The organism is Caulifigura coniformis, assembly GCF_007745175.1.
GTDB classification, from domain to species: Bacteria; Planctomycetota; Planctomycetia; order Planctomycetales; family Planctomycetaceae; genus Caulifigura; species Caulifigura coniformis.
In genome coordinates this window covers 6022814-6043432 of record NZ_CP036271.1, presented here as the reverse complement: position 1 = coordinate 6043432, position 20619 = coordinate 6022814, and the positions used below count along the sequence as shown (strand labels likewise).

General features: G+C 62.8%; 17 protein-coding genes. 6 read left to right on the top strand and 11 right to left on the bottom strand.

Going from position 1 to position 20619, the window contains the following annotated elements; all coding sequences use genetic code 11:
- Nucleotides 1–132: 132 nt before the first annotated feature.
- The 4 genes from Pan44_RS24390 to Pan44_RS24375 all read right to left on the bottom strand — a co-directional run bounded on the left by Pan44_RS24390 (nucleotide 133) and on the right by Pan44_RS24375 (nucleotide 6540).
- Nucleotides 133–3387, bottom strand: a complete 3255-nt coding sequence (locus tag Pan44_RS24390) for an efflux RND transporter permease subunit (RefSeq protein WP_145034353.1) — start codon at nucleotides 3385–3387, stop codon at nucleotides 133–135.
- Entirely contained in the window at nucleotides 3384–4883 is a 1500-nt protein-coding gene (locus tag Pan44_RS24385; protein WP_231754156.1) for an efflux RND transporter periplasmic adaptor subunit, read from the bottom strand. The genes Pan44_RS24390 and Pan44_RS24385 overlap by 4 nt, the downstream gene beginning before the upstream one ends.
- 380 nt (nucleotides 4884–5263) lie before the next feature.
- The gene (locus tag Pan44_RS24380) at nucleotides 5264–5545 is read right to left on the bottom strand and encodes a hypothetical protein (protein ID WP_145034351.1); all 282 of its coding nucleotides are present in this window, start codon (nucleotides 5543–5545) and stop codon (nucleotides 5264–5266) included.
- Between the two features lie 29 nt (nucleotides 5546–5574).
- A complete protein-coding gene (locus Pan44_RS24375) occupies nucleotides 5575–6540 on the bottom strand; it encodes an aspartate carbamoyltransferase catalytic subunit (RefSeq protein WP_145034350.1) in 966 nt (321 codons plus the stop codon).
- A 761-nt stretch (nucleotides 6541–7301) separates the two neighbouring features.
- Here Pan44_RS24375 and Pan44_RS24370 point away from each other — a divergent pair.
- Both Pan44_RS24370 and Pan44_RS24365 read left to right on the top strand, forming a co-directional pair.
- A complete protein-coding gene (locus Pan44_RS24370; RefSeq protein ID WP_197453618.1) occupies nucleotides 7302–8693 on the top strand; it encodes a TlpA family protein disulfide reductase in 1392 nt (463 codons plus the stop codon).
- Nucleotides 8694–8851: 158 nt separating this feature from the next.
- Nucleotides 8852–10165 carry a homoserine dehydrogenase gene (locus Pan44_RS24365; protein ID WP_145034348.1) on the top strand — a complete coding sequence of 438 codons (1314 nt, stop codon included), beginning with the start codon at nucleotides 8852–8854 and terminating at the stop codon, nucleotides 10163–10165.
- Nucleotides 10166–10299: 134 nt separating this feature from the next.
- Here the strand turns inward: Pan44_RS24365 and Pan44_RS24360 are convergent, their stop codons facing one another.
- The 4 genes from Pan44_RS24360 to Pan44_RS24345 all read right to left on the bottom strand — a co-directional run bounded on the left by Pan44_RS24360 (nucleotide 10300) and on the right by Pan44_RS24345 (nucleotide 13472).
- Nucleotides 10300–10809, bottom strand: coding sequence for a hypothetical protein (locus Pan44_RS24360; RefSeq protein WP_145034347.1), 510 nt, complete (start codon nucleotides 10807–10809; stop codon nucleotides 10300–10302).
- A gap of 34 nt (nucleotides 10810–10843) precedes the next feature.
- On the bottom strand, nucleotides 10844–11674 hold the full coding sequence (locus tag Pan44_RS24355; RefSeq protein ID WP_145035176.1) for a DUF1559 domain-containing protein: 831 nt from the start codon (nucleotides 11672–11674) through the stop codon (nucleotides 10844–10846).
- 142 nt (nucleotides 11675–11816) lie between these two features.
- Complete coding sequence (locus Pan44_RS24350) at nucleotides 11817–12194, bottom strand: vacuolar protein sorting-associated family 26 protein (protein ID WP_145034346.1); 378 nt, start codon at nucleotides 12192–12194, stop codon at nucleotides 11817–11819.
- Nucleotides 12195–12680: 486 nt separating this feature from the next.
- The gene (locus Pan44_RS24345; protein WP_145034345.1) at nucleotides 12681–13472 is read right to left on the bottom strand and encodes a sugar phosphate isomerase/epimerase family protein; all 792 of its coding nucleotides are present in this window, start codon (nucleotides 13470–13472) and stop codon (nucleotides 12681–12683) included.
- Nucleotides 13473–13633: 161 nt separating this feature from the next.
- On the opposite strand from Pan44_RS24345, the gene Pan44_RS24340 reads away from it, so the two are divergent.
- Nucleotides 13634–14641 carry an SMP-30/gluconolactonase/LRE family protein gene (locus Pan44_RS24340; protein ID WP_197453617.1) on the top strand — a complete coding sequence of 336 codons (1008 nt, stop codon included), beginning with the start codon at nucleotides 13634–13636 and terminating at the stop codon, nucleotides 14639–14641.
- 283 nt (nucleotides 14642–14924) lie between these two features.
- Here the strand turns inward: Pan44_RS24340 and Pan44_RS24335 are convergent, their stop codons facing one another.
- Nucleotides 14925–15296 (bottom strand): hypothetical protein, encoded by a 372-nt coding sequence (locus Pan44_RS24335; RefSeq protein WP_145034343.1) that lies wholly within the window; start codon nucleotides 15294–15296, stop codon nucleotides 14925–14927.
- A complete protein-coding gene (locus Pan44_RS24330; protein ID WP_145035175.1) occupies nucleotides 15286–16329 on the bottom strand; it encodes a DUF1559 domain-containing protein in 1044 nt (347 codons plus the stop codon). The genes Pan44_RS24335 and Pan44_RS24330 overlap by 11 nt, the downstream gene beginning before the upstream one ends.
- A gap of 432 nt (nucleotides 16330–16761) precedes the next feature.
- On the opposite strand from Pan44_RS24330, the gene lpxD reads away from it, so the two are divergent.
- The 3 genes from lpxD to Pan44_RS24315 all read left to right on the top strand — a co-directional run bounded on the left by lpxD (nucleotide 16762) and on the right by Pan44_RS24315 (nucleotide 19319).
- Nucleotides 16762–17835, top strand: a complete 1074-nt coding sequence (gene lpxD, locus Pan44_RS24325) for a UDP-3-O-(3-hydroxymyristoyl)glucosamine N-acyltransferase (protein WP_145034342.1) — start codon at nucleotides 16762–16764, stop codon at nucleotides 17833–17835.
- Nucleotides 17836–17855: 20 nt separating this feature from the next.
- Nucleotides 17856–18755, top strand: coding sequence for an LpxI family protein (locus tag Pan44_RS24320; protein ID WP_145034341.1), 900 nt, complete (start codon nucleotides 17856–17858; stop codon nucleotides 18753–18755).
- 108 nt (nucleotides 18756–18863) lie between these two features.
- A complete protein-coding gene (locus Pan44_RS24315) occupies nucleotides 18864–19319 on the top strand; it encodes a PilZ domain-containing protein (protein WP_145034340.1) in 456 nt (151 codons plus the stop codon).
- 3 nt (nucleotides 19320–19322) lie between these two features.
- Here the strand turns inward: Pan44_RS24315 and Pan44_RS24310 are convergent, their stop codons facing one another.
- Nucleotides 19323–20603 carry a citrate synthase gene (locus Pan44_RS24310; protein ID WP_145034339.1) on the bottom strand — a complete coding sequence of 427 codons (1281 nt, stop codon included), beginning with the start codon at nucleotides 20601–20603 and terminating at the stop codon, nucleotides 19323–19325.
- Between the last annotated feature and the right edge of the window lie 16 nt (nucleotides 20604–20619).

Here is a 20619-nt window from a genome sequence, read left to right as displayed (position 1 = left end):
GCTTTCAGGGGCATCCTGCACAGGAACGCGAAGCGACGGATGCCGGCTCAGACGAAATTTCGCGACCGGTGTGACCGTGGAACGACCAGGGCGGGATCTGACCGCGCCAACGAGCTGCATCGCCCGCCTCGTTCAATGATGGGCGGCTGTGGAGACCTCTCCCTTGTCCGACGACCCGTTCACGGAGTGGCCTTCGACGTGCAGGGCGTGGCCGGAGTGTCCCTCTTCGTGATGGGACCGGGCATTCCGGCCTCGGTTCCAGAACCGCAGCGATACGCCACGCAGCACGACGTAGAACGTCGGCGTCAGGAAGAGACCGAAGACCGTCACGCCCAGCATCCCGGCGAAGACCGCGGTTCCCAGCACCTGTCGGATCTCGGCTCCGGGTCCCTTGGCGATGGCCAGCGGCAGCACGCCCAGGATGAACGCGAACGACGTCATCATGATGGGGCGCAGCCGCAGGCGGCATGCTTCCACGGTGGCGTCAAAACGGTTCATGCCGCCGTCTTCCAGGTGCTTGGAGAACTCGACGATCAGCACAGCGTTCTTGGCGGCCAGGCCGATCAGCACAATAAACCCGATCTGTGTGATCAGGTTGTTGTCCATTCCGCGGGCGAGGACGCCGCCCAGCGCGAACGGAAGACAGACGGGCGCAATGAGAATGATCGCCAGCGGCAGCATCCAGCTCTCGTACTCGGCGGAGTGAACGAGAAAGACGAACAGCACGCACAGCGGGAAGATGTACGCCGCTGTGTTGCCGGCCAGTTGCTGCTGGTAAGCAATATCGGTCCAGGCAATGGTCATGCCCGGAGGGAGCACTTCCTCGGCCAGTCGTTCGATGGTGGCCATGGCTTCCCCGGAACTTCGTCCGGGCGCGGTATCCCCCTGCACTTCAGCGGACGGATACATGTTGTAACGAACGACCCGGTCGGGGCCGCTCTTCCATTCCATGTCGAGCACCGAACCGAGCGGAACCATCTTGCCATTGGCATTCCTGGTTTTCAGACGCGTGACGTCTTCCGCTTCCGTTCGAAAGTCTCCCTCCGATTGCACGCGGACCTGAAACACGCGGCCGAACAGGTTTAGATCGTTCACGTAGGCCGAGCCGAGGTTCACCTGCAAGGCTTCGAAAACATTGGCGATCGGCACATTGAGCATGCTCGCCTTCACGCGATCGACGTTGGCGTAGAGCTGAGGCGTCGTCGCGCGATAGGTGGTGAAGACGTTGGAAAGAGACGAGTCCCTGGCGGCGGCGGCGATGAGATCGTCCGTCGCCTTCTGCAGTTCCTTGTAACCGGCCCCACCGCGATCCTGCACGAGGAACTTGAAGCCGCCTGCGGTGCCCAGCCCGCGGACGGGCGGAGGCGGGATGATGAAGATCGTGGCGTCGGAGATCTTGGAAAGCTCGGGCTGCAGCTCCTTCTGGATGTCGCTCGCCTTCGGACCATTGAGGCGCTCGTGGAACGGCTTCGGCATAATGAAGACCGAGCCGTAGTTCGAACTCGCACTGCGGGTTGTCCCCGAATAACCGGCGTACGAAATCGCGTGATCGACGCCCGGATGTTCCAGGATCGTTTTCACCGCGCGATTGACGACGGCCGATGTCCGCTCGACTGAAGCGCCGTCGGGGAGCTGGACCATTGCGATCATGTATCCCATGTCCGAAGGGGGGATGAACCCTGTCGGTGCCTTCTGGAATCCGTAGCCCGTGATGACGAGCAGGCCCACATACACCCCCAAGGGCAGGAACGCCCTCGGAAAGAGCCATCGCACCGTCCGGCCGTAGACGCTGCTCGACCAGTCGAATCCGCGGTTGAACAGGCGGAAGAACCAGCCGAAGGCGAAATCCCAGATCCGGCTGAACCAGTCGCGCTTGGCCCCGTGGGGCTGCAGCAGGATGGCGCACATGGCGGGAGCCAGCGTGAGTGAGTTGAACGCCGAGATCAGAGTCGAAACGGCAATCGTGAGCGCGAATTGCCGGTAAAATTGCCCGGTCAGGCCGCCGACGAACGCGGTGGGAATAAACACGGCCGACAGGCCGATCGCGATCGCGATAACCGCGACCGTCACTTCGTCCATCGCCTTATAGGCGGCGGCGCGTGGCGACAGACCGTTCGCGATATGTCGTTCAACGTTTTCCACCACGACGATCGCGTCGTCGACGACGATGCCGATCGCGAGCACGAGTCCGAACAGCGACAACATGTTCAGCGAGAAGCCGAAGGCCGACATGGCCGCGAACGTGCCGATCAGCGACACGGGGATCGCCAGCAGCGGAATCAGGCTCGCCCGCCAGTTCTGGAGGAACACGAGCACGACGATGACCACGAGGATCACCGCTTCGTTCAGCGTGCGCAGCACGGCGTCGATCGACTCGCGAACGAAGACCGTCGGGTTGTAGATGATGCGATAGTCGACCCCTTCCGGGAATCCCTTCGCCAGTTCGGCGATGGTTTCTTCGACGGCCGTGGCGGTGGCCAGCGCGTTGGAACCAGGACGCTGCGAGATGATCATCGCCACGGCCGGTTCGCCATCCAGACTGCTCTCGACCGTGTAGTCGCGGGCGCCCAGTTCGATGCGGGCCACATCCTTCACGCGGACCACGCGTCCGTTGGCGCCGGTGCGGACGATGATGTTTTCAAACTGGCCCGGCTCGATCAGCCGTCCGAGCGTATTGATCGAAAGCTGGAACGCGTTTCCATTCGGAACGGGAGGCTGCCCGATCACGCCCGAGGCGACCTGGACGTTCTGCTCCCGGAGGCTGGCGATGACGTCACCCGGCGTGAGCGAGAGATGCGCCAGGCGGTCCGGATCAAGCCAGATGCGCATGCTGTATTCGCGCAGGCCGTTCAGCAACACGTCGCCGACGCCGTCGATACGGGCCAGCGTGTCTTTGAGCTGGATAAACCCGTAGTTGCCAACGTACTCCTGGTTGTACTTTGCCCCGGGCGAAATGAGGTGGATGACCAGCAGCAGGTCGGGGGAGGACTTGATGGTCGTCACCCCCAGGCGCCGCACTTCTTCGGGCAACCGCGCTTCGGCGATCGCGACCCGGTTCTGGACCAGCACCTGGGCCTTGTCGAGATCGGTTCCCAGGCGGAACGTGATCGTGAGCGCCATGGCGCCGTCGGTCGTGCACTGCGAGGACATGTAGAGCATGTCCTCGACGCCGTTCACTTCCTGCTCGATGGGGGTGGCCACCGAGTCGGCAATCACCTCGGGCGACGCACCGGGATAGCTGGCTCGGACCACGATGGTCGGCGGGACGACATCGGGATAGAGCGCCGCCGGCAGGGAGACGTAGGAAATCCCCCCCAGGATGATGATGACGAACGAGACGACCGTCGCGAAGATCGGCCGGTCGATGAAGAAGTGTGCAATTCTCACTTCGCCGCTCCCGTCACGATGGCCGGCTTGGCCGTCGGCGGAGACCCGATCGGCGCCGAGGCATTGGCAGCAACCTTGCGTTTGGGAGTCAGCCATTGCCCTTCCGGGACCGGCTCATAGGTGTCCGGCAGGCTTTCCTTGGTGGCTTCGAGGACTTCCACTGTCGCGGCGACTTCGATTCCCGGCTTCGCGCGCTGCATTCCGCCCAGGACGACCCGCTCGTCGCCGATCAGACCTTCACGAATGATCCGCAGGCCGTGCGAGATCGGCCCCAGACGAACCACTTTGCGGACAATCTTGTTGTCATCCCCAACGGTCAGTACGAACTTCTCGGCCTGATCGGTGCCGATCGCACGATCCGGGATAAGCACGGCGTCGTACCTCGAGCTGCCAGGCAGCCGCACGCGGGCAAACAGGCCCGGCGTGAGCTTCATGTCCTTATTCGACAGGATGGCCCGGCCGCGGATGGTGCTGGTCTCTTCATCCAGCCGATTGTCGACGAAGTCCATGTGCCCCCAGTGCGGGAAGCCATCGCGTTCGTTGGCCAGCGCCAGGTAGACCGGATTCCGCACATCCCGGCTGCTGGGTCGGATGCCTTCGCTGGCAAGCCGCATGTATTTCAGGAAGGCCTGTTCGTCGGCGTCGAAGTAGCAGTGGATGGGATCGACCGAGACAATCGTCGTCAGCAGCGTGGAATCGGCGGAACCGCCGGAGACCAGGTTTCCTTCCGTGACGTAGCGTCGACTGATCCGGCCGCTGATCGGCGCCTTGATCTCGGTGTACTGCAGGTTCAGCTTGGCGATCGACAGGTTTGCCTTCGCGATCCCCACGGCCGCCTCCGCGGCCACCACCACCGACTTCGAGGAATCGATCCGGGCCTGCGCGACGGCCTGCTCGGACTGCGCCTCGGCAAACTCGGCCTCGCGCAGATCGAATTCGTCACTGGTCGTCGCATTGCGCTGCCGCAGCTGGTTGGTTCGCGTCAGCCGCTTCTGCGCCAGATCGAGCCGGATCTCCGAACGCTTAAACTCGGCCTGGGCCTGTGACAGGGACGCATTCGCCTGGCCAAGCTGGGCCTCGGCGGAAGACAGGTCCGCGTCATTTCGGGCAATCTCGGCCAGGATGGGGCGCTGGTCGATGACCGCCAGCAGGTCCCCTTCTTTCACAAGCTGGCCTTCGTCGAAATGCGTTGATGCCAGGTAGCCGCTGATCCGGGAACGGACTTCGACCGTCTCGAGCGCCTCCAGCCGGCCGACATACTCATCCCATTCCACGATCGGCATTTTCACCGGAGTCGCGACGGTCACCTTGGGAGGCTCCGACTTCTTCGCCGCGGCCGGCACCTGTTTGGCGCACCCGCCGGTGGACGCGCTGGCGCCCAGGAGGGCGACCAGAACGAGCAGGCGTCGGTAGCGGATTGACTGACCGCAGTGGGCGAGGTTCAAAGACCGGGACTGAAGACAAGTCGTCGGGAATCGCGTGTCAATGATTTGCACTTGAAGACCTTGGCGCCCCCGGGGATCACTCCGGATCATCCGGAGGCGAGGCGCATGCGGGGAATCTGTCGTTCAGATGAGGCGGGAGTGCGGCGCTGAGCCGGAGGGGAACGTCACCACTGGAACAATCGCCGAGTGAAGATTCAATCTTTCATTTGACATAGGGGTATGCATCCGGGTTCGCCTCATGTGGCGTGACAACCACAGGCGATGCTCGCATACCCGACCACATTCCGTCCTCGGGGCCACGTTCCGGGCGCAGGAACGCGATGAGCTTAGACCGGCGGGACGAGATGTCCCCCGATTTCATTCCGCGACCAGTGGAAATCCCAGCAGAAGGGCCCGGGGCGAACGCGAGCCATGACTGCGGGCGGTCCGGCTTAAAGACCCGCCGCGAACGCGATTCCGATGATCACAGCCAGGATCCCCGCGAGACCAAGAATCCGCCACCAGACCGGCCGGCCCTGCCAGACCGAACGGGAACGGGTGATGTACTCACCGCAGATCGGGCAGCGCACGGCGTCTTCATAGACATCGGCTCCGCAGCTCGGGCACTCCGCCAGCGCCGTTTCGGAGTCGTCGTCTGCCCAGGCGTCTTCCCCTTCGTCCCAGTCATCATCCGGGTCGTCGGCGGAATCGCGGTCTGGCGTCCAGCGAGACATGGAAGATCACGCTTCGCGGAATTGTGAGTTCAGGAAACGGCCTGACCACTGCGCTGAGCTTCATGCAACAACGCCAGGCAGGCCATGCGGATGTACAGACCGTTGGTCACCTGGTCGAGAATCAGTGAATGCTCGCCATCCGCGACGTCGGCGGTGATTTCCACTCCGCGATTGATGGGGCCCGGCGCAAGAACAAGGAGATCCTTCCGGGCCCGCTGCAGACGCTGGCGATTCATGCCGTACAGGTGCGCGTATTCCGCGATCGACGGGAAGAAGGCGCCCCGCTGCCTTTCGAACTGTACGCGAAGCAGGTTGACGCAGTCGGCCTCTTCCAGCACTTCGTCGAAGTCGTGCAGGATGTCGACGCCGAGTTCGGAGATCGCCGGAGGGATGAGGGTTGCCGGTCCGCAGACGATGACTCGGGCTCCGAGGGTCTTGAGTCCCCAGATGTTGGAACGGGCGACCCGGCTGTGAAGGATGTCCCCCACCAGAGCGACCGTCAGGCCGCGAACCTGCCCCCGACGCTCAAGAATGGTGAAAATATCGAGAAGTCCCTGCGTCGGATGCTCGTGCGTTCCATCCCCGGCGTTGAGCACACTGCAGTCGAGATGCCGAGACAGGAACTTCGGCGCTCCGGATGACGAATGCCGGACCACCATCTGACTGGCGCCCATCGCCTGGATGGTCAGCGCGGTGTCGATGAACGTCTCCCCCTTGGAAAGACTGCTGCTGGACGCCGAAAAGTCGACGACGTCGGCCGACAGCCGGCGGGCCGCGAGCCCGAAGCTGGTCCGTGTGCGGGTGGAGTTCTCGAAGAACAGATTCGCGACGACGACGCCGGCCAACTCATTCGATTTCGGTTCACCGCGAAGGGCGCGCTCCTTGTAGGTGCGCGCCCTCGAGAAAATCGTCTCCAGCTCGGCCGCGGAAAGATCGCGCAGGCCGAGAAGATGACGCCGGTTCCAGACGGCAGTGGAAGTGTTCGATCCGTGCATTGCGGCCAGGGCTGTTGGTGTTCGGCGGATCTTAACGGGCCAGTCGGCCGGCGACTATCGGCCAGGTGGAACTCGCGGGGCGAGTCACTTTTTCACAACAGGTCGTCGGTCGTCACTGCAGATCATGTTGCGGCAACGACGCAAGCCAACGACGAACTGGCTCATCTTGAAAACGTGACCAGCCGTGCGCGGAGTTCGCAGGCTCGGGCGGGGATTGGGGAAACTGCGGAGGTATTCGACGCCGAGGGGGCGAGGAGGGCGCGTTGTGTGGGTGGTACTGTACTCCTCGCCCTATTTCCCGCCGAAGTTGAGCGGAGGCATCGGGAGAGCGTGCGTGATGCAGACATGGAGCCGGCCGGGCCGGGGTGTGTGACGACAGGTTGACGGTGGTTGTGTTCATAGGTCCTCCATCATGACGGGGGCGGTTGCGCGGGTGGGCCCGGTACGCGGTACCTCGGAAGTGCGTTGGCGGGTGGGGATTGGGGCGGGGCGAGTCACTTTTTCACCGTCGGTCGTTTCTCGTCACCGCAGGTCGTTTCGCGGCAACGACGAATTGGCCCATCTTGAGAACGTGACCAGCCCTGCAGGAACTCGCCAAAGTCACGAGACGTTCATCATCGCCCCAAGAGGTCCCCGGAGATTGATCGCGTCTTACAAGCCAGACATCCCGGCTTGCCGGGACCTGTTCCTCTTGCCCCATTCGCAGCGGCCGGGATAGAACCCCGCCGTTGATGGAACATCGTTACGGGGAAAGGACTCCCATGCGCGCCCTTCCGCATCGGCTCTTATGGATTGTCGTTCTTTCCGGCGGCAGTGCGTTGATGTCATCGTGCTCGGAGCAGGCTCCTGCTGCTCCCGTCGCAGGTTCGTCGCCGGCGGCTGAACGGTCGCCGGCCCCTCCGGTCGTTCCCCCGGCCGTTTCGATCGGCGAAGCCCTTCCCGTCCTGGACCTGAATCCGAAACAGACGGCGGAAGCTCCGCCCGTCACGGCTGCCACCAGCGCCCTGGCCGAGACCGAAGACGACTCCACGGAACCCGAGGAACCGCTCGTTGAACCGGATCCGGGCACTCCGGAATGGTTGATTCGCGAGATTACGAGGATCCAGTCAGCTCCCCTGGACAGCGTCCGAACTCCGATCGTCGGCAAGCCCGGTGAATTCCAGGTCGTCCAGTTGACGGATCAACAGGCAGAAGCGGAAGAGATGCAGCGGGCCGAAAAGGTCGTCCAACTGGCGCTCGAGGTCTGCGCGAAGACGAAGGACCGTCCCGATCGTGTGATGCTGTTCAACAACGCCGTGCACTACCTGGCCAACTCCCGGGTGACGCTTGCGGCCTACGGCGACTATGAACAGATCGGCCTGTTGAGCGAAGAGGCCGAAACCCTCTACAAGCGAGATCCGAAATCGTTCGGCGCGATCGAACTACAGCTGAAACTGGTCGAATGCCTGGCGGAACTCGCCGAGCAGGACGGGCGCAAGAACGACAAATGGGGAAAAATGGCCGCCGTTCAGGCCCGGCTTTTCGCAAGCCGTTTCCCGACGGAAACCAACCGCAGCGCACTGGCACTGGTGTCGGCGGCCCGGGCCTGCGAAGTCGGCGGACGCTTCGACGATGCGCGGCAGTGCTTTGTGCTGCTGGAGCGCGATTTTGCCGCGACGCCGTTTGCCGAACACGCCGCCGGGGCGATCCGCCGGTACAAGCTCACAGGCCAGCCGCTGGGAGAATTCGCCGGCGCGACGATCGATGGCGGATTCGTGTCGATCGACCAGTTCCTCGGCCGCCCCGTCCTGATCGTGTTCTGGTCGGCGGAGTCGCCGTCGTTCCGCGAAGACCTTCCGCGACTGAAGCAGGTCATCGCCAGCCAGTCCGAACGCTCGATGGCGGTCATCGGGGTTAACCTCGACGTGGATGAAGCGGTCGTCGATTCGTTCCTTGAACAGGCCGAGATCAACTGGCGGACCATCTTTTCCTCGAATCTGGATCAGCGGGGAATCCGCAATCCCCTGGCCCGCGCATATGGTGTCGCCTCAGTTCCGCAGTACTGGCTGGTCGACGCCCAGGGAAAAGTGGTGGCCGCGCCCGTCGACCTGAAGTCCCTGGAATCGCGATTCACGCAAGTCGCGACACAGGGGGACAGCCCGGTCGTTCGCTGACGGGCGGATCCGTCGCTCCATCGCGACTGGCCGCTGCGGCAATCAGTTTCTCCGTTGGGCTGAATCTCTCGAATTCCGTGGCGGGGGATCGCTGCCCGCCACTCCCGCGCGCCGCTAGGATGCGGCCCTCGTTTCGCGTGGATCGTACAGGCAGGGTCATGGACAGTTTACGGGTTGGACTCGTCGGATTTGGCACCGTCGGCGCCGGGGTGGCCGAGATTCTGGTCAATCACAAGCAGCGGCTCGCCGCGCGCTCGGGAAAGTCGATCCAGCTGGTTCGCGCCGCCGTGCGGAATCCATCCAAGCGCGAAAGCCCCCTGCTGCAGGGCGTCGCCCTCTCCGCGGACGGCCTCGACGTGGCCCGCGATCCGAATGTGGACGTGGTGCTGGAACTGATCGGCGGACTTGAACCGGCTCGCCAGATCGTTCGCACGGCGCTCGAGAACGGCAAGCATGTCGTCACGGCCAACAAAGCGCTTCTCTGCGAGCATGGCGAAGAACTGTTCGCCGCGGCGAAGAAAGCCGGCCGGACAATCGCCTTCGAGGCGGCGGTCGCCGGCGGCGTGCCGATTATCCACGTCCTCGGCCAGTCGATGGCCGCGAACCAGATCACCGAGATCCAGGCGATCATCAACGGGACGAGCAACTACATCCTGACGGAAATGTTCCGCAACGGCGCGAGCTATGGCGATGCCGTCCGCCGGGCGCAGGAGATCGGCTACGCCGAATCTGATCCTTCCATGGATGTGCAGGGGACGGACGCCGCACAGAAGCTGGGACTGCTGACCCAGCTGGCCTATGGAACGCGAGTCACTCCAGATCGGTTTCTCGTGCAGGGAATCGACACCCTCGAACTGGCCGACCTGCGCTACGCCGACATGCTGGGCTACGCGGTCAAGCTCGTTGCGACGGCGAAGCTCGTCGCAGGCCGTCTTGAAATGCACACCCAGCCGACACTTGTGCGGAAGGACGATCCTCTCGCGAAAGTGGAAGGGGCCAATAACGTCATTTCATTGACGGGCGACATCCTTGGCGAGACGTGGTTCTCCGGCATGGGCGCGGGGCGCGAAGCGACTGCATCGGCGGTCGTGGCGGACGTGATCGACCTCGCCGTCGGTCGCGCGCAGCTCACGTTCGGACATCTCGACCTCTGGGGAAACCGGCCAAAGTTCGAGCTGCAGCCGGCGGAAGAAATCGTGCGGCGCTATTACCTGCGGTTCAATGTCGAAGACAAGCCGCATGTGATGGCCGACCTGACGGACATTCTCGGACGCAACGGGATCAGCCTGTCTTCGGTGATCCAGCACGAGTCGCCCGAGGTGGAAGAGACGTCGCCTGGAACGACGCAGACCGTCCCGCTGGTCATCATGACTCACCGCACAACCGAGGGCCGATACAGGAAAGCCGCCGCGGAACTCGACAAACTCACCTGCGTCCGCCTGCCGCGGGTCTGCCTGCCGGTCGCCGGATGACGGTGAGGGCCGGATGACGGTGGGGAAGGTCCGGGCGGGCGACAGGCCGTGGGGCCAATTCGGCCGCTGCGTTCACCTGGCTGGAAGAACGTCCGGGAAGCCGGGCACTCAGTCGACTGTCCTGTTGAGGACGATTACTTGGCCGGTTCGTCGTCCGCCAGGAAGGCGGCGTCCTCCGCGTCGAGGAAATCGAGCGACAGCCAGCGATTCCCTTCCTGCACGAGAATGTCGAGCGGAAACGCCTTCTGCTCCGCACTGAGCATCTCCATGATCGCGGCCCGAACGCCCTCCTGGTCGGGAATTTTCGCGACGATGGCCACGGCAATGTTGCGTTTTCTTTTGTCACAGACAGCGTGCCATTTCAGACCATGCTTCGCGGAGAGCCGCTTCATCAACGGCAGGACCACCGGCTTGTCATAGGCCGGGTGGCCGGGCTCGTCGGAATCGATGTAGATGCCCCCCTTGTCGAAGAACTGGATCCCCTCCACCCACAGCCAGTTGTTGCGCCAGGTGGTATCGACCTGCTTGTCAAAGTCGGCCCGAGCCTGGAGTTCGAGGGCGGCGGCGTTTTCGCAGCCGGACGCTGCCAGCAGCAGCAGGCCAAGCAGAACGAGACGGCGAAGAGCGGCGGACGGAGTCGACATGACCGGGCACTAAATCGGTGAGTGAATGGAGCGATCAGAAGCTGATGGTCTCGTTGCCGGCCGGAGTCCCGAGGGCTTCGTAGACCTGCCCGTCGATCGAGGACGGGATGAATCGGACGGATCCATCCGCCAGGGTGAAATTCGCCCCCATGGGATGGCGGCTGCTGAAGACCAGCGACGATGTGCTCGACGAATTGACCAGCCGGGCGGCGGTTGCATACGCGTAGGGCGCCGAACTGCTGATAAAGACATTGTTTTCCGAAAGGATGCCGCACCAGTTCGACATGAACGGAATCGTTCCGTCCGTTCCGGGGTGGACGTTCCGTTCGCCGAGGAGAATCGTCTGTGAGAGTCCGTCGGTGATATGGGCAAGCCTCGTATTTGACAGTCCGGACAGGACGCCGACAGATCCGACGTAGTTCCCGGTCGCCACGCGAATGAGCCCGTGAGTGGGCAGGTCGACCATCACCGCTTCATCAGCGACATCGGACGGGCAATGCGTTGTGGGTAGGGGCTGGCCAATCAGGTTGCGATTGGGACCGTGGGCCGTGTGCAGGGAGAAATCGCACTGGCTGTACAGCGAAGATTGTTCCATCTGCGGCAGCACCATCGCCTGCCAGCCCCAGCCGGAGTACGGAGATAGCGCAGGGCTGCGTGAGATGCTGCCAGGCGGCAGTATGTTGTGAACATCGTGATAGTTGTGAAGTGCAAGCCCCCATTGCTTGAGGCGGTTCTGGCAGTCGGAGCGGCGCGCGGATTCCCGGGCTGACTGAACACCCGGCAGCAGCAGGGCGATCAATGTCGACATGACCGCGATGGAGACGGCCAGTTCGATGAGAGTGAAACCACGTTTCGACGTGCGCATGAGTTCCGCCTTCAAATCCTGGAAGAGAGACGCCGTTGTCCCAGCGTGTTAGCGCCCCTCTTCCAGAAACGCTCTTAAGAAACCTCAGCGACGTCCAAGGGCAACCGAACCAATCGTTTGCGTGATGGTCGTCGCAGTCGGCTTAAAGGGCGGCTGCGTCGAACTCTTCGGTATCGACGACGAACCTGCCCTTGTAGGTCGCCTTGCCGTTCTTCGCGACCGTGTAGGTTTCCTTGACGAGTTCATCGATGCCAAGCAGGTTCAGGTCGACGAACTTCACTTTCTTGCCGAACTCGTTGTCGACCACGGCCTTCCCGGAGATGGCGAGCTTGCCGTTCTTCAGGTTCAGGGAGATCTTCACGAGGCCGCTGTAGCCATCGTCGGCCAGTTCGCCTTCTTCATCGATTCCGATGAAGCCGTCGTAGGGGAAGTTCTTGATGACCAGCTTCTTGGCTTCGGCAACACCGGCGCTGATGACAGCAAGGCAGCACAGACCCAGGGCCAACTTTTTCAGTGACATAGCAATAGTCCTCAATCCAGAAGAAAGAGGGAGACCGAGATTATGGAACACCCAGAATCACAACGTGGCGAGTGATCGCCGCCTCCCCAGGAAACAAACTTCTGCAGAGCGACGCAGCACAGGAGGACCCTCGCCGTGGAGCTGAAGACACTTTGGGCGCGCAGCACGATTACGCCGGGACGCTCGCCCAATGGACGAACACACGGACTGCCGCCTTGGAATATCTGACAGCTGAAGACGCAAAATCTCTGGCCCGAGACTCCGCTACTCGCAACAGCAACACTCAACGGCCTCGAAGGCGTTGAGAGGACCCGCGGTCCATCGCGCGAAAGCAATCCATTCCGTCAACTACAGACGCGACGTTTGAGAGAGAACTGCACGAAGAATATTGAGGCTCTCTACCAAAATCTATATGCCAGTTCAAAAATTCCGCACAATTTCGATTTTGCGTATGCGGAAGACTTGCAAGAGGTGCGGAACCCCTGCTCACCCGCCAGCGGCCACGGTGCGGAGGTAACGAACCGCGTTAAGAACATCCTGTCGACGCTGCTCGCCCGTGGTGCGACGGACCGTCACCCAACCTCCGTACCGCATGTCGGCCAGCGTCGCGAGGAGTTCATCCCAGGGCGTTTCCCCCCGCCCCAGCGCGACTTCGGTGCTGCCGGCCTCCAGGTCCCGAACCGCGTCACGCGCCTGGATGTGTTGAACCGAGTTGTGGAGCGATTTCAACACGGCGATCGGCGACAACTGTCCGCTGATACAGCCCGCCGGATCGAGATCGATCCCGACAGGGCCATCTTTCACTTCTTCGAGAAGGGACAGCAGTTCGCTCACGGCATCGCCGGACGTCGTGATCGCCGGTGTGACGCCTTCCTTCATGCCAAGACGGGCGATGTCGCCCAGGGCCCCCTGAAGACGGGCACGATTCTCGAGGTCCTCCCGGTCAGGAATTCGCCCGACCCTCAACGTGAGAATCCTGCATTTCAGGCGAGCGCAGAGTCGAATCGCTTCCTTCACGACGTGTACGCGGCCATCGATCTCCAGCGGGTCGTACAGCGGCCTTCTCAGCGGAAACGTGGTCGAGGCGATCTGCAGGGAGTATTCGCCGAGAAGGTGGCGCAGCTGGAGACTGGCGGTCTCCCCGAACTGATCGGCCGTGACTTCCGATCGGAGATCGAACTGGACGCCGCCGGCGCCGCTCTGTGCGGCGACAGCGATCGAATCACGAAGTGAGCCTCCCAGTCCACTGGTCGCAACCGCCAGTTGTAGCGTGTCCATCAGTCCTCACACCCTGTCTTTTTGCATTCCACTTCGAATCGAATCACCCTGGCCATGCCCGCCGATGAGGTTCCTTGCATGGTCCTGGCTGCTCGATGAGGATTGGAACCCATGTCCGCCCCGCCGGCAATTCCCGGGTCCGATTCTTCAGGAGATGGGTCGTGAAAGCAGTGCGAACCGTGGCCATGCTGGCGTTGTGCGTCCTGAACGCGGACGTGCCGTTGAATGCGGCCGACGCCGCGGCGGTTTTTCCGGACGGCGCGAAACTGGAGTTGCTGTGGTCTGACGGGGAATTCACGGAGGGAGTCGCCTCCTCACCGCAGGGGGACATCTACTTCAGCGACATCGCGGGAAAGACGCCGGGACGAATCCTCAAGTTCGATCCCAAAACAAAAACGACAACGGTCCACTGTGCGGACAGCAAGAAGAGCAACGGGCTGACATTTGATCTGCAGGGACGCCTGATCGCCTGTTGCGGAGCCGCCGGGGGAATCCAGTCCGTCTGCGAAGTGCTCGATTCCGGAGAGCTGAAGCCGCTTGTCTCGGAGTTCGAAGGGAAGCGGCTGAATGCTCCCAACGATCTCGACATCCATCCCCGCGGCTGGATTTATTTCAGCGATCCGCGGTACGGAGGCCCCGAGCCGATTGAGATCGACCACCTGAGCGTCTACCGATTTGATCCACGAACGGGTGACGTCGTCCGGGTCACACGCGACATCACCAAGCCGAATGGAGTGGCGCTGTCGCCCGATGCATCGACGCTGTACGTCGCCGAGACCGACAACGGTTTCCCCGAAGTGCCGGGAGCAGGTTCCGGTGGCGGAAAGGTCCACATGACGCTGAACGCCTTTCCGGTCGATCGCCACGGGAATCTGGGCGAGCGGCGGATCCTCAAGGACTTCGGCAAAGAAACGGGCGTTGATGGGCTGACCGTCGATTCGGAAGGTCGGATCTTTGCCGCCGTGCGAGCGGAATCTCGTTTCGGCATCGGAGTCTATGACTCGACGGGCCGGGAACTTGCCTTCCTCAAGACGCCGGAAGTGCCCACCAACTGCGGCTTCGGCCGGGGCGACGATGGCTCGACGCTGTACATCACGGCCGGCAAAAGTCTGTACAGGATTCCGACCGAATCGCGAGGCTGGTTTCTGACAGGCCAAACAGTCCCATAGTCGACTTGCGCCCCTGAAAGCCGCCGGACCGCGCCCGGGCTCCCGTCACCGCCCACCGGGTCCGTCGCCGAGGGGGGCGACGGACCCGGCAGCGCCTCCCAGACGCCACGTCGTTCGATGCGTTCAGCGACGACGCGGCGCCCGGCAGGGCAGCGGTGAAGGATGCAGGCGCGGCCAGACGGTCGGGGGACACACCCTTTGATTCGGGGAGCAGAGCGAGGGAGACATCCTTGCCTCCCCAACCCCTGCTTCCAGCTGCGGCTTCTGCTGTCGATCGATTGGCTCAAGGGGCCTTGCCGGTCGACGCTGGCGACGGCGACTGTCCTGACGATGAGGCGGAGCCCTGCCCGTGGGCCGCATCAATCGCTTTGACTTCCGCTCCGTCGGGCATCGTTCCGCGAGCTCGTTTCCACGCTGCGTCGAAGCCGCCTGGCGGCGGGGGAGCGCCGGATTCTCTCCAGGATTTCTCCCAGATTTCCCGCTCCACTTCCGCCCCCTTCTTCAGAATGGCGCGGACCTGCTCCATCGGCATTGCTTCTTCCGAACGGAACGACCCCATCGCCATCGCGCCCAGTCGCACCAGGAGGACCATCCCGATGACAACAACAGCTCCCGTGACAATGCGTTTCCACACGGGTTGCGGACTAGAACTCACCGATCACCTCCGCATCGTCGCGCACTGCGATGGCGCGGAACACTCGGCCCGAAGCCGTCGGGTGCGACCCGCCTCGTGAAGGAGATCCCGTTCCCACGGGGTACTGGAACATGTCGTCCGCAGTCGTTTCGCGATTGATCGACTCGTTGAGGAACCGGACCGAACCATCGGCCAGGAGCACCATCACGCCGCCGGCGTGCTCGGATCGCATGGAACTCCAGTATCCCGACCAGATCTGAATCTCGCTGAAGTCGGGATCGAGATGGTTGTTGAGCCTGGTGGAGGCACTGACCGGGAAGGTGGCGTAGGTGTCGACCCAGGACGACATGAACGCCGAGTACTGCGTGTTCCGCGCTTTGGTGACCGGATGGATCACAGCTCCCCAGCGCTCCGCAAATGCGATCGTGTTGGAGGTCCCGTCCGTAATGTCACGAAATCGGACTGTGCGGCCACCGCTCCGCTGCATGCAGGTCATGCCCGCCGGGTCGATGAGGCCGCCGAAGTAGGGGCGACTCGCCTTGAAGTAGGCGCAATAGGGGACGGCCATGCTGGCGGGCTGCCCGTTGCACATCCACGCCCAGGAATAGGTGTCACCGGAATTGACACCGTAGGAGGCATAGGTGATCGGAGCGCCGCCGGGAACAGGGTCTGACGGACAACGGTAGACCGGCAACAGGGTGTTCTGAAGCGCGGTCCGAACCTCGGTGCTCGTGTCGAAACTCTGCTGTTCCAGGTAGGGCAGCAGGAGCGCCATCGGATTCCGGCCCGAAGGGCAGGCCGTCGACGTCGTGGGACGCGGACTGTGCCGGTACATGTGCGGAAACTCAGTGCGCGCATCATGGAAGTTGTGAAGCGCGAGGCCGATCTGCTTGAGATTGTTGCGGCACTGGGTTTTGCGAGCGGCCTCGCGGGCCTGCTGGACTGCGGGGAGCAGCAGCGAGACGAGAATCGCGATGATGGCGATGACGACGAGGAGCTCAATGAGCGTGAAGCCGCGCCTGGGATGGGCGCGACGTGAGGGGGTAGCCAGCAAGACAAGGGCCTTTCTTTCAGGCGCAGGGCGACTGCAACAACTCCCAGCGCTGGCACCGGGCGACCCCCTCGCCGCCCAACACTGCAACTGAGACTCAGTCTCACAACATAGCGGGCGTGCCGGCCAGTGCAACTGAATCGCAGCCCCTTTCCATCAGAATTCGAGAGTCTCCAGCGAGCCGCGGCCTGTTCCGCCGAGCGACCTCAATCGCAACGGCGGACAAGACCGGCTCGTTTCGCGGCCTCCCCCGCCCATTGAAAGCCAGTCGTCAGCCACGCCTCTAAGCGATCAACTCCGCAGAATCTCGGACGTTCCATAGCCGCGGATTCCGATTCGCGATCCACATTGAGGCACATTGGCACATTCTGCTAGAAACCTGCGGCGGACTGCGGTCTGCGTCTGGATCATTTTGAGGCGGAATGGAGTCCGTCGATGGCGTTCACGGTTGAACAACTCGCCCAGCAACTCGGATGCGCCGTTCTCGGCGATCCGACGCGTCGACTCGTTGACGTGCGCCCACTCAGCGAGGCCGGGGACGAGCATGTCACCTTCGTCGGCGACCGCAAGCAGCTCGGCAAGGCATCCCAATCGAGCGCTGGGGCCATTGTCGTTCCCCGAAAGCTGGGCGATTCGCTGGACGCCTCGCGAACCTGGCTTGTCGCTGACGATGCCCAGGCGGTTTTCATTCGGGCCATGCTTTTGTTTCGGCCCCTCAAGCCGAGAGCGACGACGGGCATTTCGCCAGGAGCCCATGTCTCCTCGACCGCTCAAATCGGCCGTGACGTGAATATTCTTCCGGGCGCTTACGTCGGTGAGCATGCCGTCCTGGGCGACCGGTGCGACATCGGTCCCGGCGCAGTTGTTGGCGACGGTTGCCGACTCGAAGAAGAGGTCATCGTGCACGCCAACGCCGTCCTCTATCACGACATCTCAATCGGCGCCCGTTCGATCATTCATTCAGGAGCGGTGATCGGAGCCGACGGGTTTGGCTATCGTTTCGCCGACGGACGCTACGAGCGGATTCCGCACACCGGCACGGTCGTCATCGAAAGCGATGTCGAAATCGGCGCGTGCACCACGATCGACCGGGCGATGGTCGGGGAGACGCGCATCGGCGAGGGAACGAAGCTCGATAACCTGATCATGATCGGGCACAACTGCCGCCTCGGGAAACACAACGCCTTTGCCTCACAGGTCGGCCTGGCCGGATCGGTCACCTCAGGCGACTACGTGCGGTGCGCCGGGCAGGTCGGCATTGCCGACCATCTGCACCTGGGAACCGGGTCGACGCTCGGCGCCAAGGCGGGCGTCATGAACGACATCCCGGACGGCTCGCACCAGATCGGCGTTCCGTGCCAGCCCGAGAAAGACACCTTCCGCATGCTGCTGAACGTCAGCAAGCTGCCGGACATCCTCCAGCAACTCAAAACCCTCACGAAGCAGGTCGCCGAACTGCAGCGACAGCAGGCTTCGGGAGAACATGCGGAGCAGCCCAGCGCGGCTTAAGCCGAACCGTCCATCGTTCCATGTCCGACTTTCCCGACATTCTGCCTCTCCGCCCCGGCCAGGGACGTCGCATCGGCCTCGTCGCCGGCTGGGGGAGATTCCCGGTCCATTTTGCGCGGGAGGCGCGCCGCCAGGGGTATGCCGTGCAGTGTGTCGGCATCTCGGGAATGGCCAGCGAAGAACTGGCCGAACACTGTGACCGCCTGCAGTGGATTCCAATGGCCCAGGTCGGCCGCGCCATCCGCTTCCTGAAGCGCCGCAGGGTCACCGAAGCCGTGATGGCGGGCAAGGTCGACAAGAAACAACTCTTCGATCCGATGCGGATCTTTCGCCTGCTGCCGGACTGGCGGACCACGGCCATGTGGTTCCGTCACTGCCGCCGGGACAAGAAGGATGACACGCTGCTGCTGGCGGTCATCCGCGAGTTCGAGCGGGACGGCATTCAATTTCATTCCGCCCTGGACTATTGCCCGGAGCTGCTCGTGAAACATGGATTCCTGACGAGGCGCCAGCCCACGGCCGCCCAGTGGAAGGACATTCGGTTCGGCTGGGAGCTGGCCAAGGAAATGGGCCGGCTCGACGTCGGCCAGACGGTCGTCGTCCATGACACGGCTGTCATCGCCATCGAAGCCATTGAGGGAACGGATGAATGCATCCGCCGGGCTGGAACGCTCTGCCGGCGCGGGGGCCTGACGGTGGTGAAGACTGCGAAGCCGCAGCAGGACCGCCGATTCGACGTACCGACAATCGGTACGCAGACGCTTCAGACCATGCGGGAATCGGGCGCGCGTGTGCTGGCGATCGAGGCGGGCATGACCATCCTCCTGGATGAACCCGAGGTGGTGGCCCTGGCGGACAAGCTGGGAATCGCAATCGTGTCGCTGAATGCCGACGAGATCGCACTGCGGATCGCCGCCTGACCGTTAAAACCAGATCAACCGCTGTCGACTTCCCTCCCGGATGACACAGGCAGGGGCGCTCCGCGGGCCCGGTGACTTTCCGCAACCTAAGGTTGCGCGGGCCCTTCCATGACCGGAGTGACCATGGCGATCGCCGTGACTGTACAGAACGAAGGAACGTCGGACGCGGCAGGATCGAAATTACCGGGAACCGACGGGACGAAGGCGCCCAGGGGCGCGGAGCGGCGTCGCGAGCGCAGGTTTCCCTACCAGACCGTCGTAACGCTTGTTCGTGTCCAGACGGGCACGGACTTTGAACTGCGGAAATGCTGGACGCGAGACCTCTCGCCCGGCGGCGCGAGGATCATGTCGCGCGAGCCGATCGAGGGCTCACGCCTGCTGCTGAAGTTCCTGCTCCCCAGGCTGGGAAGCAAGTTTATCGAGGCGCAGATCTGCAGCCGGACGACGGAGCGTCACACCGACATCCGCAATCGCTCGACAGAGATGTTTCTTTACGGCGTGCGGTTCACAAGCGTCCTCTCGGAAGAGGACGCCTGCGACCAGATTCTCGAGACCGGCGTCTGAGCCCTACTTCCGCTCTGCGGGATAATCGCGCCGCGCATGGCCGGTGAAGATCTGCTTGGGCCGGGCGATCTTCTGCTCGGGGTCTTCCAGCATCTCCTGCCACTGGGCAAGCCACCCAGCCGTCCGCGGGATCGCGAACATGACAGGGAACATGGAGACCGGCAGGCCCATCGACTGGTAGATCAGGCCGGAGTAGAAGTCGACGTTCGGATAGAGCTTGCGTTTGACGAAGTATTCGTCGTTGAGCGCGATCTTCTCCAGCTCGAGAGCGATCTCGAGAAGGGGATTGCGGCCCGTGACTTCGAAGACCTGGTCGGCCGTCCGCTTGATGATCGTCGCGCGGGGGTCGTAGTTCTTGTAGACGCGGTGCCCGAAGCCCATCAGCAGGACTTCGCGATTCTTCACGCGCTCGATAAAGCCCGGCACGTTCTTGACGTCGCCGATCGATTCCAGCATCCGCAGGACCGCTTCATTCGCTCCGCCGTGCAGCGGACCATACAGCGCGGCTGCCGCTCCGGCATACGCGCTGTAAGGATCGACGTCGGACGAGCCAATCGCCCGCATGGCCGCGGTGCTGCAGTTCTGCTCGTGATCGGCGTGGAGGATGAACAGGATATCGAGGGCCCGGGCGAGGACCGGATCGGGATCGAACCGGCTCTCGGTCATCCGGAAGAGCATCGCCAGGAAGTTCTCGGTGTAGCCGAGTTCGTTCCGCGGATAGTTGTACGGCAGCCCGAGGCTGTGCCGGTAACAGAAGGCGGCAAGCGTCGGCACCTTCGCAATCAGCCGGTGAATCTGCCGCAGCCGGATCGCGGGGTCGCGGATCTGCTTGGCTTCCGGGTAGAAAGTCGACAGCGCCGCCACGCTGGAGATCAGCATGCCCATGGGATGAGCGTCGTATCGGAACCCCTCCATGAGACGCTTGAGGTTCTCATGGACGATGGTGTGGGTCTCGATGTCGTTCTCCCAATCGACGAGCTGCTGCTCGGTGGGGAGTTCTCCATTAAGGAGCAGCCACGCGGTCTCGAGATAGGTGCTCTTCTCGGCCAGCTGTTCGATCGGGTAGCCGCGGTATTCGAGGATGCCCTTGTCGCCATCGATGTAGGTGATGGCGCTGCGGGTGGCGGCGGTGTTGAGGAAGCCCGGGTCGTACGAAGCGAGCCCCAGATCGTCGGGCCCGGCCTTGATCTGCTTCAGGTCATTCGCCTTGATGGTTCCGTCCGTGATCGGCAAGTCGTAGGACTTGCCGGTTCGGTTATCGGTAATCGTCAATGAATCAGCCATCCACAGCCTTTCAGGC